Genomic DNA, 14519 nt, shown 5'->3' on the forward strand with positions numbered 1-14519 from the left:
ACGCCGAAAGTAGACTCGAACCATGGCATCCGACTCCTTCGTCCACCTGCACGTGCACAGCGAGTACTCGATGCTCGACGGGGCGGCGAAGATCAACGCGATGACCCAGGCGGCCGCGGAATACGGCATGCCGGCGATCGCCGTCACCGATCACGGCAACACCTTCGCGGCCTTCGAGTTCTACAACGCGGCGCGCAACGCGGGGGTCAAGCCCATCATCGGGCTCGAGGCGTACATGACGCCGGGCACCCACCGCAGCGACAAGACGCGCGTGCAGTGGGGATCGCCCGACCAGAAGAGCGATGACGTGTCGGGTTCGGGCGCCTACACCCACATGACGATGTGGAGCCAGAGCACCGAGGGCATGCACAACCTCTTCCGCATCAGCTCGCGGTCGAGCATGGAGGGGTACTACTTCAAGCCCCGCATGGACCGAGAACTGCTGCAGACGTACGGCAAGGGGCTGATCGCGACGACCGGATGCCCGTCGGGCGAGGTGCAGACGCGACTGCGCCTCGGGCAGTACGACGCGGCGCGCGCGGCGGCCGCCGAGTTCCAGGACATCTTCGGCAAGGAGAACTACTTCGCCGAGATCATGGATCACGGGCTCTCCATCGAGCGCCGCGTGATGACCGACCTGCTGCGTCTGGCGAAAGACCTCCACATCCCGCTGGTCGCGACGAACGACTCGCACTACACCCACCAGCACGAGGCCGACGCCCACGAGGCCCTGCTGTGCGTGCAGTCGGGATCGACGCTCGACGATCCCAATCGCTTCAAGTTCGACGGCGACGGCTACTACATCAAGACCGCGGCCGAGATGCGTCAGTTGTTCCGCGATCACCCCGAGGCGTGCGACAACACGCTCCTGATCGCCGAGCGCTGCGAGGTGGAGTTCAACACCGCGGCGAACTACATGCCGCGCTTCCCCGTGCCCGACGGCGAGACCGAGGACAGCTGGCTCGTCAAAGAGGTCGAGGCCGGTCTTCACTACCGCTACCCGGGCGGCATCCCCGACAAGGTGCGCAAGCAGGCCGAGTACGAGACCGGCATCATCCTCCAGATGGGCTTCCCCGGATACTTCCTCGTCGTCGCCGACTTCATCAACTGGGCGAAGGACAACGGCATCCGGGTCGGTCCGGGTCGTGGTTCCGGTGCGGGATCGATGGTCGCGTACGCGATGAGGATCACGGATCTCGACCCTCTCGAGCACGGCCTCATCTTCGAGCGCTTCCTCAACCCGGATCGTGTCTCGATGCCCGACTTCGACGTCGACTTCGATGACCGTCGCCGCGGCGAGGTCATCGAGTACGTGACCAAGAAGTACGGCTCGGAGCGCGTCGCGCAGATCGTCACCTACGGCACGATCAAGTCCAAGCAGGCTCTCAAGGACGCGGGGCGCGTGCTCGGGTTCCCGTTCAGCATGGGCGAGCGTCTGACCAAGGCGATGCCGCCCCCCGTGATGGGCAAGGACATGCCCCTCGACGGAATGTTCGATTCCGCCCACCCCCGCTACAAAGAGGCGAGCGAGTTCCGTGCACTGATCGACACGGATCCCGAGGCGAAGACGGTCTTCGACCGTGCGCTCGGTCTCGAGGGCCTCAAGCGCCAGTGGGGCGTGCACGCGGCCGGCGTCATCATGTCGTCCGACCCGCTGCTCGACATCATCCCGATCATGCGCCGCGAACAGGACGGACAGATCGTCACGCAGTTCGACTACCCGTCGTGCGAGTCGCTCGGCCTGATCAAGATGGACTTCCTGGGGCTGCGCAACCTCACGATCATCTCCGACGCGCTCGACAACATCCGCATGAACAGGGGAGAGGAGCTCGACCTCGAGCACCTCGCTCTCGATGATCAGGGCGCGTACGACCTGCTCGCGCGAGGAGAGTCGCTCGGCGTGTTCCAGCTCGACGGCGGCCCGATGCGGTCGCTCATGCGACTGATGAAGCCCGACAACTTCGGTGACATCTCGGCGCTCATCGCGCTCTACCGCCCGGGTCCCATGGGGGCGAACTCTCACACGAACTACGCGCTGCGCAAGAACGGCCAGCAGCCCATCACGCCGATCCACCCGGAGTTCACCGATTCACTCGCAGACATCCTCGAGGAGTCCTACGGTCTGATCATCTACCAGGAGCAGGTGATGGCGATCGCCCAGCGCGTCGCCGGGTTCTCGCTCGGTCAGGCAGACATCCTCCGGCGTGCGATGGGCAAGAAGAAGAAGTCCGAGCTCGACAAGCAGTTCGCGGGCTTCCAGGCGGGAATGCACGCCAACGGATACTCCGACGGGGCGGTCAATGCGCTCTGGGAGATCCTGCTTCCCTTCTCCGACTACGCCTTCAACAAAGCGCACTCCGCCGCCTACGGAGTCGTCTCGTACTGGACCGCCTACCTGAAGGCGCATTACCCGGCCGAGTACATGGCTGCGCTGCTCACCAGCGTCGGCGACTCCAAGGACAAGATGGCTCTCTATCTCAACGAGTGCCGCCGCATGGGTATCAAGGTGCTGCCGCCCGATGTGTCGGAGTCGATCAACTACTTCGCGGCCGTCGGCGACGACATCCGCTTCGGGCTCGGCGCGGTGCGCAACGTCGGAAGCAACGTCGTCGAGGGCATCGTGCAGGCGCGGAAGGACGAGCGTTTCACCTCCTTCCACCACTTCCTCGACAAGGTTCCGCTGCACGTCGCGAACAAGCGCACGGTCGAGTCCCTCATCAAGGCCGGTGCCTTCGACACGATGGGCGACTCCCGTCGCGCGCTCGTCGAGATCCACGAGGACGCCGTCGAGGCCGCCGTCGACCGCAAGCGGAACGAAGCCCAGGGCGCGATCGGATTCGACTTCGACAGCCTGTACGACGGTATGGAGGAGGCTGCGCCGGCGAAGGTGCCGGCGCGCCCGGAATGGATCAAGAAGGACAAGCTCGCGTTCGAGCGGGAGATGCTGGGGCTCTACGTCTCCGATCACCCGCTGGCCGGACTCGAGGTTCCGCTCGCGAAGCACGCCTCCATCTCGATCCACGACCTCAACAACTCCGAGGACCTCCAGGACGGCGACCAGGTCACCGTCGCGGGACTTGTGACGAGTGTCCAGCATCGCGTGGCGAAGGCGAGCGGGAACCCGTACGGCATGATCACGGTCGAGGACTTCAATGGCGAGGTCACCGTGATGTTCATGGGAAAGACGTACACCGAGTTCCAGCACGTCCTCCAGCAGGATTCGATCCTCGCCGTGCGCGGGCGCGTCTCGCGACGCGACGACGGGCTCAACCTGCACGCGCAGTCCGCATTCGCTCCGGACGTCGGGTCGTTCGACGCCGCGGGGCCGCTCGCCCTGGTGCTCGCCGAGCAGCGTGCCACGGAGCGCGTGATGCACGAGCTCGCCGACGTGCTCCGGCGCCACTCGGGTGAGACCGAGGTCGTCCTGCGCGTGCATCGCGGCGGCACCGCGAAGGTGTTCGAAGTCCCCATGCCCGTGAAGGTCTCCGCCGATCTGTTCGGTGACCTCAAGTCGCTCCTCGGGCCGGGCTGCCTGGGCTGAGCGGGTAGGATCAGGACGCGTCGGAACGCGCCTCCCCCTCTGCGCGTCGTGACGAAAGGAAGACCCATGAGTACCGATATCCCCGACAACGCGGATGCCGAGAACGAGGCGTTCCTCGATGATGACGGTGTCCTGTACGACGAAGAGGTCACGCCGGAGTTCGGCATCCTCGGGTTCACCCTCCGGGAGCTCTCGATCGTCGGCGTCTGGCTCATCGCCTTCGTCATCTCCTTCTTCCCGCTGACCGGTGGCACCTCCATCTGGGGAGCGGGTATCCAGTGGATCCTGCCGATCGGCGTGCCGACGGCAGCCGTGTTCCTGCTCGTGCTGCGGCGGTTCTCGCCCGACGGCATCCGCCGAGTCGGCTCCCTCGGGATCGATCAGTTCGCATCGGTCGCCTTCACCGTCTCGGCGGTGACGTGGATCAGCGCGCTGTGGTCATCGATCGCCGCGGCGATCGAGTTCGGTGTCTGGACCCTCAACTGGGTCGGCATCGTGCAGCTCCTCGCTTCCCTCGCGCTGGTCGCGCTGACGGTCTTCGCTCCGATCATCCCGGGCCTGAAAGAGGACTTCCACGGCCGCCTCGTCACTCTCGCGCATCGCAACGCGAACCCGGTGCGCCCGGTGATCGCCCGCCCGCGGGCCGAGCGCGCCGCCCCCGCCGATGCGGAGGGCGCCGCGGCACCCGAGACATTCGCGCCCGAGACATTCGCGCCCGAGTCGGACTCTCACGAGCCGGACACGAACGAGCAGGCCGCGCCCGATTCCGTTTCGGCCCACGACGGATCCTGGGACGGTGCAGAGCCGCCGACCACGCGACGTGCCGCTCTCGACGCCGACACCCCCGACGGCTACGCGACCGACGAGATCGCGCGCTTCGATCTGCCGCAGCAGGTGCCGCTGGCCGCGCACGCCTCGGGTGGAGGAACCGGTACCGAGGAAGCGGTCGCCGAGGAGGAATACACCCCGTCGTACTCGCGTCGCTCCCGTACCCCTGAGATCATCTCCGACACCGGTGAGATCGAGTCCTTCCTCGAAGAGGTCGCCGAACCGGTGCCGGCTCCGGCCAGCGCGGCAGCGGAGCATCCGACCGACGTGTTCGGCGACGAGTCCGTCGTCACGGATCCCGAGGCGACCCGTCCCCGCGATTCCGCGCAGGCCGCGCAGCCCTTCTGGATCCTCGCTCCGTCCGAGCGCGACGTGCACGACGAGCGCGGCGAGGCGATCTTCCGCATCGGTCCCCAGGCCTGGGCGCTCGTGATCGAGGACCGCGGTGGCGCCTTCGTCGTCCGGCACGATGACGGCCGCATCGGATACCTCCACGACATCTCCGGCATCACGAAGGGCTGAAGTGCGAATCATCGATCTGCGAGGGCGCGAGCTCTCGCCGGCAGACATGCTCGCGGCCGTGCCGCGCGCGACCCAGGCACGCGCCGAGGCGCTCGACACGGCCGCGCGGCTCGTCGACGACGTGCGCACGCAGGGTGAGTCCGCACTGCGTGATCAGGCGGAGCGCTTCGACCGCGTCACCGAGCACGCGATCCGCGTTCCGGCCGAGCACATCTCGGAAGCGCTCGACGCGCTCGCGCCCGAGGTGCGGGCCGCACTCGAAGAAGCGATCCGCCGCGTGCGTCTCGCCTCCGCTGCCCAGGTGCCCGCGGATCAGACGACCCTTCTCGGTCCGGGTGCGCGCATCGTGCAGCGGTGGCAGCCCGTCGGCCGCGTGGGTGTGTACATCCCCGGGGGCAAGGCGGTGTATCCGTCGAGCGTCATCATGAACGTGGTTCCGGCGCAGGTCGCCGGCGTCACGCAGATCGCCCTCGCCTCGCCTCCTCAGGCCGACCAGGGCGGGCGCATCCACCCCACGATCCTCGGAGCGGCCGCGCTGCTCGGCATCAGCGAGGTCTACGCGATGGGAGGCGCCGGTGCGATCGGTGCGTTCGCGTGGGGCGTCCCCGGCGTCGGGCTCGATCCCGTCGACGTGGTGTCCGGTCCGGGCAACAACTACGTGGCCTCCGCGAAGCGGGCGGTCGCGGGTGTGGTCGGGACGGATGCCGAGGCGGGAGCGACCGAGATCCTCGTCGTCGCCGATGCCTCCGCCGACGCCCGTCTCGTCGCCGCCGACCTCGTCAGCCAGGCCGAGCACGACGAGCAGGCCTCCGCGGTGCTCGTCACCGATTCCGAAGACCTCGCCGCTCGAGTGGCGCACGACGTCGCGGCGCAGGGAGCTGCCACCCGGCACAGTGACCGGGTGTCCGCCGCTCTCGACGGACCGCAGTCCGCGATCGTGCTCGTCGACGATCGTGCGATGGCGGCGGCTTTCAGCAACGCGTACGCACCCGAGCACCTCGAACTGCACCTCACCGACGCCGAGGCCGCGGCATCCGCCTTCACCAGCGCGGGCGCCGTTTTCGTCGGCGACCAGACGCCGGTCAGCCTGGGCGACTACATGGCCGGCAGCAACCACGTGCTGCCGACGGGGGGACAGGCGCGGTACGCGCCGGGCCTCGGCGCCTACACGTTCCTGCGCCCGCAGCAGGTGATCTCCTACGACCGGACCGCTCTCGCCGAGGTGCGCGACGGCGTGGTCGCGCTGGCGAACAGCGAGATCCTCCCCGCGCACGGCGAGGCGATCGAAGCACGATTCACGGAGTAGGTTGTACGGATGCATTGCCCCTTCTGCCGTCATCCCGATTCGCGTGTGATCGACTCGCGCACGAGCGATGACGGCCTCTCGATCCGCCGACGCCGACAGTGCCCCGAGTGCGGTGGACGGTTCACGACCACCGAGACCGCCAGCCTGAACGTGATCAAGCGCTCGGGCGTGATGGAGCCGTTCAGCCGGGAGAAGGTCATCTCCGGTGTCCGCAAGGCCTGCCAGGGCCGACCGGTCACCGAAGCGGACCTCGCGATCCTGGCGCAGCGCGTCGAAGAGGCCGTTCGACAGACGGGTGTCTCGCAGCTCGACACGAACGAGATCGGACTCGCCATCCTCGGCCCGCTCCGCGATCTCGACGAGGTGGCGTTCCTCCGCTTCGCGAGCGTGTATCAGGCCTTCGACTCGCTCGAGGACTTCGAATCCGCGATCACCGATCTCCGAGCCGACCACGCGAAGGCGGAGTCCGCCGACCGGTAATCTGGCAGTGATGTATCCGCTGCTCTTCCGCGCTGTCCTCTCGCGCTTCGATCCCGAGTTCGCCCACCACGCCGGCATGGCGGTGATCCGTGTGCTCGGTGTGCCGCCGTTCTCGACCGTCATCCGCTCGCTCACGCATCCCGATCCGTCGCTGCAGGTGAAGGCCCTCGGGCTGACCTTCCCGTCGCCGTTCGGCATCGCTGCGGGCTTCGACAAGAACGCGGTCGGCGTGCGCGGATTCGCTGCACTCGGATTCGGTCACGTCGAGGTCGGGACGATCACGGCGATCCCGCAGGACGGGAACCCGAAGCCACGGCTTTTCCGGCTCGTGCCCGACCGTGCGGTGATCAACCGGATGGGCTTCAACAACAAGGGAGCGGATGCCGCCGCACGGCGGCTCTCGAGGCTGCGGCGCGGTGCCCCGAACACCGTCATCGGCGTGAACATCGGCAAGAGCCGTGTCGTCGACGTCGAGGACGCGACCGCGGACTACGTCGCCTCGGCCACCCGGCTCGCGCCGCTCGCCGATTACCTCGCCGTGAACGTCTCGTCGCCGAACACGCCGGGACTCCGCGGTCTGCAGGCGGTCGAGACACTGGCCCCGCTGCTGCGCGCGGTGCGCGACGCCTCGGGTGCGACGCCGCTGCTGGTGAAGATCGCCCCCGATCTCCCCGACGAGGAGATCACCGCGATCGCTCAGATGGCCGTCGCCGAGGGACTCGCGGGGATCATCGCCCACAACACCACGATCAGTCGGGACGGATTGCGCACCGACCCCGCGATCGTCGCGGCGGCCGGTGCGGGCGGACTGTCGGGGGCGCCGCTGAAGGAACGGTCGCTCCAGGTGCTGCGCGTCGTACGCGCCGCGGTGCCCGCGGACTTCTGCGTCATCGCGGTCGGGGGAGTGGAGACGGCCTCCGACGTCGAGGAGCGCCTGGCGGCCGGCGCGACGCTGGTGCAGGGATACACGGCGTTCCTCTACCGCGGTCCGCTCTGGGCCCGTCAGATCAATCGCGGACTCCGGAATCGCCTACCTCTGTCGCAGGGCTGACGCCCGTACGAGGAACGCCTCGTCTCCGCAGGGAGACGAGGCGTTCCTTCGTGAACGGGACCGGATCAGTCGGGGTACTGGCCGCGCTTGACCTGCGGCTTCGGCAGGCGCATGAAGCGCATCTGCAGCGAACGCATCGCGGCGTACCAGCCGAGGCCGCGTTCCATGCGCTCCTGTCCGAACTTCGCGGCGACTTTGCGCTTGACGCGGATGCCGAGGAGGATCATTCCGCCGATCGCGATGACGAGGTACGCCATCATCACGAGGTAGGCGTAGTAGGAGACCAGAGTGCTGAACGGCACGAGCGTCGCGAGGATCACGAGCACCATCACAGCCATCACGAATTCGGCGGGGTGCCAGCCGGCATCCACGTAGTCGCGCACCCAGCGGCGCTGCGGGCCCTTGTCGCGGGCCGGGAGGTACTTCTCCTCACCCGCGGCCATACCGGCCTGTGCGCGGGCTCGTCGCTCGTTGAGCTCGGCGCGGGCCGCGGCCTTGGCCTCTTTGGTGTTGGCCACGAGGGGGCGACGGCGGGCGGCCTCCTGCTCGGCGCGGCTCGGCGTCGCCCGGCCCTTTCCGACGGCGGGCGTCTCGGCGGCGTCGTCGTTCGTCGAAGGGGATGCAGGAGTAGTGGCCACGAGGTTCCTCGGTTCGCTGACGGGGGATCACCTTAAGATTACTCGCATGACCTCTGCTGAGATTCCCCCTGTCTCCGAAACGGACATCCTCGAGGCGGTGGCGACCGGGAACCCGGCCGCGCTGTCGGACCTCGGGCACCTCGTCCGCATCCCGGGAATGGCCTGGCCGGCGTTCGATCAGACCCAGCTCGAGCGCAGTGCCGAGGCCGTGGCGGCGCTCGCGACGGACACCGGCGTCTTCGACGAGGTGCGCATCCTCCGTGCCGACATCCCCGGAACGGACGAGCAGGGACAGCCCGCCGTCCTGGCGACCCGTGCGGCCCGGAACGGGCGTCCCACGATCCTGCTCTACGCGCACCACGACGTGCAGCCTCCCGGGGATGACGCGCTCTGGGAGACACCGCCGTTCGAGCCGACCGTGCGCGACGGACGCCTGTACGGGCGGGGAGCGGCCGACGACAAGGCGGGGATCATGGCGCACATCGCCTCCATCCGCGCCGCGGCGGAGGTGATCGGCGACGACCTCGATCTCGGGATCGCGATGTTCATCGAAGGCGAGGAGGAGTACGGCTCGCGCTCGTTCGCGCAGTTCCTCTCCGACAACAAGGAAGCTCTGCGTGCCGACGCGATCGTCGTCGCCGATTCGGGCAACTGGGATTCGACGACGCCCGGACTCACCGTGTCGCTGCGGGGCAACGCGCGGTTCACGATGCGCGTCCGCACCCTCGACCACGCCTCGCACTCGGGGATGTTCGGTGGGGCGGTGCCCGACGCGATGATGGCGACCGTCACGCTCCTCTCGACGCTGTGGAACGCCGACGGCTCGGTGGCCGTGGACGGGATGACGGAACGGGAAGCGGCGACACCGGAGTACACCGAGGAGACGTTGCGCGATGAGGCCGGGCTCCTGCCCGGCACGACGCCCATCGGCGGGGGCACGATCCTCAGCCGCATCTGGAACAAGCCGTCGGTCACCGTGATCGGCATCGACGCCACGAGCGTGGCCGCGGCATCCAACACGCTCCTCCCCGAAGTGACGGTCGTCATCAGCGCCCGCGTCGCGCCTGGCCAGACCGGGCAGGAAGCGTACGAGGCTCTGGAGCGTCACCTGCGTGCGCACGCCCCATTCGGCGCGGAGCTGACGTTCTCGGACGTCGACCTGGGTAACGGTTTCCTCGTCGACACCTCCGGATGGGCGGTCGCGCTCACACGCGACGCCATGCGAGACGGGTACGGCGTCGCTCCCGTCGATCTGGGCGTCGGCGGCTCTATCCCGTTCATCGCCGACCTGGTGCGGGAGTTCCCCGAGGCGCAGATCCTCGTCACCGGCGTGGAGGATCCGCACTCCCGCGCCCACAGCCCGAACGAGTCGCTGCATCTCGATACCTTCCGCAACGCGGTCGCGACCGAGGCGCTCCTGCTGGCTCGGATGAACACTCTCACGCTCCCGCAGTGACCCTCAGTCGCACGGTTCTCTCCGGATCTCGCCGACTTCGCCGAGGGCGGCGGTAGAATTGCGGGGAAAGCCGTGCGACTGCGGCCCGTCACAAGGAGCGACATGAGCGACACCACCCTGACCTCAGAGACCACCAAGGCCCACGGCATCAGCCTCACCGACGCGGCCGCGACCAAGGTGAAGAACCTGCTCGAGCAGGAGGGTCGCGACGACCTTCGCCTGCGCGTCGCCGTCCAGCCCGGCGGATGCTCCGGCCTGATCTACCAGCTCTACTTCGACGAGCGCTACCTCGAGGGCGACGAGACCGTCGACTTCGACGGCGTCGAGGTCATCGTCGACAACATGAGCGTGCCGTACCTCGATGGTGCATCCATCGATTTCAAGGATTCGATCTCGGAGCAGGGCTTCACGATCGACAACCCCAACGCGGCCGGCAGCTGCGCCTGCGGCGACAGCTTCCACTGAGCGGAACCACCCCGTCAACCTGCGTGGTTGGCATGAATCGGGTGTGAGGTTGCTCTAGACTTGGGTGTGCCCTATCCGCAATCTGAAAGGTGCATCGTGCCCTCGAAACGCCGCCGCCTTCGTTGGGCCGCACTCCCTCTGGGAGTCGCGGCAGCTGTGGCCCTGGCGGGATGTACCACCGCCGAGCTGAACGGCTATCTCCCCGGCTTCGTCGATGATGGCCCCGCTGCCACCAACCAGACCGAGCGCGTGTCGTCGCTCTGGGTGAACTCCTGGATCGTCCTTCTCGCCGTCGGTGTCATCACCTGGGGCCTCATGGCCTGGGCCGCGATCGCATACCGCCGTCGCAAGGGCCAGACGGGTCTTCCCGTCCAGATGCGCTACAACATGCCGATCGAGATCTTCTACACGATCGTGCCGCTGATCCTCGTGCTCGGGATGTTCTTCTTCACCGCCCGCGACCAGGCCGCGATCGAGACGCAGTGGGACGACCCCGACGTCGAGATCACCGCGATCGCGAAGCAGTGGGCGTGGGACTTCCAGTACGACGCCGACTCCGAGGACGACACCGTCTGGACGATGGGTATTCAGGCCCAGCCCGACGCCGAGGGCAACATCGACCAGTCGCAGCTGCCGACCCTGGTGCTCCCGGTCGACCAGAAGGTCACGATCAAGCTGCAGTCCCGCGACGTCATCCACTCCTTCTGGATCATCGACTTCCTCTACAAGAAGGACATGTACATCGGCAAGGACAACTCCTGGTCGTTCATCCCCACCCGCGTGGGGGAGTACGCCGGGAAGTGTGCCGAGCTCTGCGGCGAGTACCACTCGATGATGCTCTTCAACGTGAAGGTCGTCGAGCAGGACGAGTACGACGCGTACCTCGAGACCCTCAAGGACAAGGGCAACACGGGAGACATCACGGACGCTTACGACCGTCTGTCGAACTACCCCGGAACGACCCCGAAGAACGACTCCGAAGAAGGAGAGGAGTAAGCCATGTCGACGACTGAAGCACCCCGCACCGACGAGGCGAACCGCTCCCGTCCCACGACTCTGCCCCCGCGCCAGGCCTCGCTCATGAGCTCTTCGCGCGTCGAGCAGAAGGGCAACATCGTCGTCAAGTGGATCACCTCCACCGACCACAAGACGATCGGGTACATGTACCTCATCGCCTCGGTGCTGTTCTTCCTCCTCGGAGGAGTGATGGCCCTCGTCATCCGCGCCGAGCTCTTCGCTCCGGGTATGCAGATCATCCCGACGAAGGAGCAGTACAACCAGCTGTTCACGATGCACGGAACCATCATGCTGCTGATGTTCGCGACGCCGCTGTTCGCGGGTTTCGCCAACGCGATCCTGCCCCTGCAGATCGGCGCCCCCGACGTCGCGTTCCCGCGTCTGAACGCCTTCGCCTTCTGGCTCTTCCTGTTCGGATCGACGATCGCCGTCGCCGGCTTCCTCACCCCTCAGGGCGCGGCATCCTTCGGATGGTTCGCCTACCAGCCCCTCGCGAGCGCCTCGTTCTCGCCGGGAGCGGGTGGAAACCTGTGGATGCTCGGACTCGGAATCTCGGGATTCGGCACCATCCTCGGCGCGGTGAACTTCATCACCACGATCATCACGATGCGTGCACCGGGCATGACGATGTGGCGCATGCCGATCTTCTCCTGGAACACGCTCGTCACGAGCCTCCTGATCCTGATGGCATTCCCGGTCCTCGCGGCCGCGATCTTCGCCGCCGGCGCCGACCGCGTGCTCGGTGCCCACATCTACGACCCGGCCAACGGCGGCGTCCTGCTCTGGCAGCACCTGTTCTGGTTCTTCGGGCACCCCGAGGTCTACATCATCGCGCTGCCGTTCTTCGGCATCGTCTCGGAGATCTTCCCGGTCTTCAGCCGCAAGCCGATCTTCGGTTACAAGACGCTCGTCTACGCGACGATCGCGATCGCCGCGCTCTCCGTGGCCGTGTGGGCTCACCACATGTACGTCACCGGATCCGTGCTTCTCCCGTTCTTCGCGCTGATGACGATGCTCATCGCCGTGCCGACGGGTGTGAAGATCTTCAACTGGATCGGGACGATGTGGCGAGGGTCCGTGACCTTCGAGACTCCGATGGTCTTCTCGCTCGGCTTCCTCGTCTCGTTCGTCTTCGGCGGTCTGACGGGTGTCATCCTGGCGGCCCCGCCGCTCGACTTCGCTCTGTCGGACTCCTACTTCGTCGTGGCGCACTTCCACTACGTCGTCTTCGGAACCGTCGTGTTCGCGATGTTCGCCGGCTTCTACTTCTGGTGGCCGAAGTGGACCGGACGCATGCTCAACGAGCGTCTCGGCTACGTCCACTTCTGGATGCTGTTCATCGGCTTCCACATGACCTTCCTCATCCAGCACTGGCTGGGCGTCGACGGCATGGTGCGTCGTTACGCGGACTACTCCGCGGCCGATGGCTGGACCTGGCAGAACCAGGTGTCGACGATCGGTGCCATGATCCTCGGCGCGTCCATGCTGCCGTTCTTCCTGAACGTCTGGATCACGGCCCGCAAGGCGCCGAAGGTCACCGTCAACGACCCGTGGGGCTACGGAGCATCGCTCGAGTGGGCGACCTCCTGCCCGCCGCCGCGTCACAACTTCACGTCGATCCCGCGCATCCGCAGCGAGCGCCCGGCCTTCGACCTGAATCACCCCGAAGCAGCGGAGTTCGCCACCACGGCTCCGGGCGAGCGAGAGGTCCACTGAGCCATGCGCGACAACGTCATTCTCTGGTGGATTCTCACCGCTTTCTTCGCCCTGGTCGGAGTGATCTACACCGGCTGGCACATCCTCGCGACGCCGGACGAAAACTTCGCCATGCGGATCGAGTGGGTGGGCACGACCGCACTGTTCTTCGCCGCCTTCATGGGCGCGATGATCGCGTTCTACCTCGACCGCACGCACAATGCGCAGGGTGGTGAGCTGCCGGAAGACATCCTGACGTCGGACATCGACGACGGCGACCCCGAGCTCGGCGAGTTCAGCCCGTGGTCGTGGTGGCCGCTGGTCCTGGCGGCCTCCGCCGGTGTCTTCGTGGTCGGTCTGGCCGTCGGACACTTCCTTCTGCCGATCGGCCTGGCGATCTTCGTCGTCGCGATCGTCGGCTGGGTGTACGAGTACTACCGCGGTAACTTCGCTCGCTGATCGGGCGAACGAACGAAGAGGCCCCCGGGATTCCCGGGGGCCTCTTCTGCGTCACGAACGGCTGCGTATCCGAGGGATTGCGGTGAGTGGGTCGACGGACCGGTGGTGCACGCCATCCGCGTCCTCCACCGGATAACCTTCCCGAGCCCAGTACTCGAATCCGCCGATCATCTCGCGCACCGCGTAGCCGAGGCGGGCGAAGGCGAGGGCCGCCTTCGCGCCGGCGTTGCATCCGGGACTCCAGCAGTAGACGACGACCTCGCTGTCGGCAGGGATCTCTGCATGCGCCCGGGTCTCGATCTCGCTGTAGTGCATGTGCGTCGCGCCGGCGACGCGTCCCTGGGCCCAGGCTTCGGCGGAGCGCACGTCGATCACGACCAGCGGCTTCCCCGATCTAAGGTCGGCGTGGACGTCACTGGCGTCGGTCTCGTAGGCGAGCTTGGCGGCGAAGTAGTCGGCGCGATCGATCATGTCTCTCAGAGTAGGAGAGGCACAGGTCGGTCCGCGCTCATCAATCGGTCGCTCGTGGGTCTTTTCCGGCCAGGTGCGTCCGGTCGTCGACCTCGGCCGTCATCTGCACCCGGCGACCGTAGCGATCGATCCCGAGCTCTGCTTCGGTGTCGATCAGAGCTCGCTGGAAAGCCGTCTCGGGGAGGCTCTCCAGGAATCCGCAGGTGGCGTAGAACGGTGCGTTCCAGGGCACCTCGGCGTACGTGCGCAGTGTGACACGGGAGTAGCCACGCTCGTGCGCTTCACGCAGGGCGGCGCGTACCAGAGCGCGCCCGTGCCCCTGCCGTCCCGCCGAGGGAATCACCGAAAGCTGTTCGAGGTGCGCGTGTCCGTCCGCGTCGAGCACATGCACGAATCCGACGGGGGAGCGCGTGTCCTCGTCTTCGCGGAGCAGGGTGAACCCGGGAGCCGCGAGGCGGGCTGCGCCGTCCTCTGCGTCGGGCCACTCCCAGGCGCCGAGAGCGTCGATGAGGAGGGCATCCGCTGCCGACTCGATCGCCTGCAGGTGTTCGGCATCGGTCGAGAGCGCAGGGCGGATTGTGCCGCTCACC

The 14519-nt window shown here is 67.1% G+C and carries 13 protein-coding genes; 10 read left to right on the forward strand and 3 right to left on the reverse strand.

Annotated features, from left to right (window positions below; translation table 11 throughout):
* The first annotated feature begins 22 nt into the window (after positions 1-22).
* From dnaE to ACI2JZ_RS00390, 5 genes are all read left to right on the forward strand, one after another.
* On the forward strand, positions 23-3541 hold the full coding sequence (dnaE, locus tag ACI2JZ_RS00370; protein WP_404596188.1) for a DNA polymerase III subunit alpha: 3519 nt from the start codon (positions 23-25) through the stop codon (positions 3539-3541).
* A gap of 66 nt (positions 3542-3607) precedes the next feature.
* A complete protein-coding gene (locus tag ACI2JZ_RS00375; protein ID WP_404596189.1) occupies positions 3608-4891 on the forward strand; it encodes a hypothetical protein in 1284 nt (427 codons plus the stop codon).
* Position 4892: 1 nt separating this feature from the next.
* Positions 4893-6197 carry a histidinol dehydrogenase gene (gene hisD, locus ACI2JZ_RS00380; protein ID WP_404596190.1) on the forward strand — a complete coding sequence of 435 codons (1305 nt, stop codon included), beginning with the start codon at positions 4893-4895 and terminating at the stop codon, positions 6195-6197.
* 9 nt (positions 6198-6206) lie between these two features.
* The gene (gene nrdR, locus ACI2JZ_RS00385; protein ID WP_247622100.1) at positions 6207-6677 is read left to right on the forward strand and encodes a transcriptional regulator NrdR; all 471 of its coding nucleotides are present in this window, start codon (positions 6207-6209) and stop codon (positions 6675-6677) included.
* Between the two features lie 10 nt (positions 6678-6687).
* A complete protein-coding gene (locus ACI2JZ_RS00390; protein WP_404596191.1) occupies positions 6688-7728 on the forward strand; it encodes a quinone-dependent dihydroorotate dehydrogenase in 1041 nt (346 codons plus the stop codon).
* Positions 7729-7793: 65 nt separating this feature from the next.
* Here the strand turns inward: ACI2JZ_RS00390 and ACI2JZ_RS00395 are convergent, their stop codons facing one another.
* A complete protein-coding gene (locus ACI2JZ_RS00395) occupies positions 7794-8366 on the reverse strand; it encodes a DUF3043 domain-containing protein (RefSeq protein WP_247622102.1) in 573 nt (190 codons plus the stop codon).
* 46 nt (positions 8367-8412) lie between these two features.
* On the opposite strand from ACI2JZ_RS00395, the gene ACI2JZ_RS00400 reads away from it, so the two are divergent.
* The 5 genes from ACI2JZ_RS00400 to ACI2JZ_RS00420 all read left to right on the forward strand — a co-directional run bounded on the left by ACI2JZ_RS00400 (position 8413) and on the right by ACI2JZ_RS00420 (position 13458).
* A complete protein-coding gene (locus ACI2JZ_RS00400) occupies positions 8413-9822 on the forward strand; it encodes a dipeptidase (protein ID WP_404596192.1) in 1410 nt (469 codons plus the stop codon).
* Between the two features lie 102 nt (positions 9823-9924).
* Positions 9925-10287 carry an iron-sulfur cluster insertion protein ErpA gene (gene erpA / locus ACI2JZ_RS00405; RefSeq protein WP_247622104.1) on the forward strand — a complete coding sequence of 121 codons (363 nt, stop codon included), beginning with the start codon at positions 9925-9927 and terminating at the stop codon, positions 10285-10287.
* Between the two features lie 96 nt (positions 10288-10383).
* Positions 10384-11283, forward strand: a complete 900-nt coding sequence (coxB, locus tag ACI2JZ_RS00410; protein ID WP_247622105.1) for a cytochrome c oxidase subunit II — start codon at positions 10384-10386, stop codon at positions 11281-11283.
* A gap of 3 nt (positions 11284-11286) precedes the next feature.
* Positions 11287-13020, forward strand: coding sequence for a cytochrome c oxidase subunit I (gene ctaD / locus ACI2JZ_RS00415; protein ID WP_247622106.1), 1734 nt, complete (start codon positions 11287-11289; stop codon positions 13018-13020).
* Between the two features lie 3 nt (positions 13021-13023).
* Positions 13024-13458: a cytochrome c oxidase subunit 4 gene (locus tag ACI2JZ_RS00420; protein ID WP_404596193.1), complete on the forward strand. Its 435-nt coding sequence runs from the start codon at positions 13024-13026 to the stop codon at positions 13456-13458.
* A gap of 51 nt (positions 13459-13509) precedes the next feature.
* Here the strand turns inward: ACI2JZ_RS00420 and ACI2JZ_RS00425 are convergent, their stop codons facing one another.
* Positions 13510-13929 carry a rhodanese-like domain-containing protein gene (locus ACI2JZ_RS00425; protein ID WP_404596194.1) on the reverse strand — a complete coding sequence of 140 codons (420 nt, stop codon included), beginning with the start codon at positions 13927-13929 and terminating at the stop codon, positions 13510-13512.
* 40 nt (positions 13930-13969) lie between these two features.
* Positions 13970-14518, reverse strand: a complete 549-nt coding sequence (locus tag ACI2JZ_RS00430; RefSeq protein WP_404596195.1) for a GNAT family N-acetyltransferase — start codon at positions 14516-14518, stop codon at positions 13970-13972.
* Position 14519 lies beyond the last annotated feature (1 nt).

This window comes from Microbacterium sp. NPDC087868, assembly GCF_044900755.1.
In the GTDB taxonomy this organism is placed as follows: domain Bacteria; phylum Actinomycetota; class Actinomycetes; order Actinomycetales; family Microbacteriaceae; genus Microbacterium; species Microbacterium galbinum.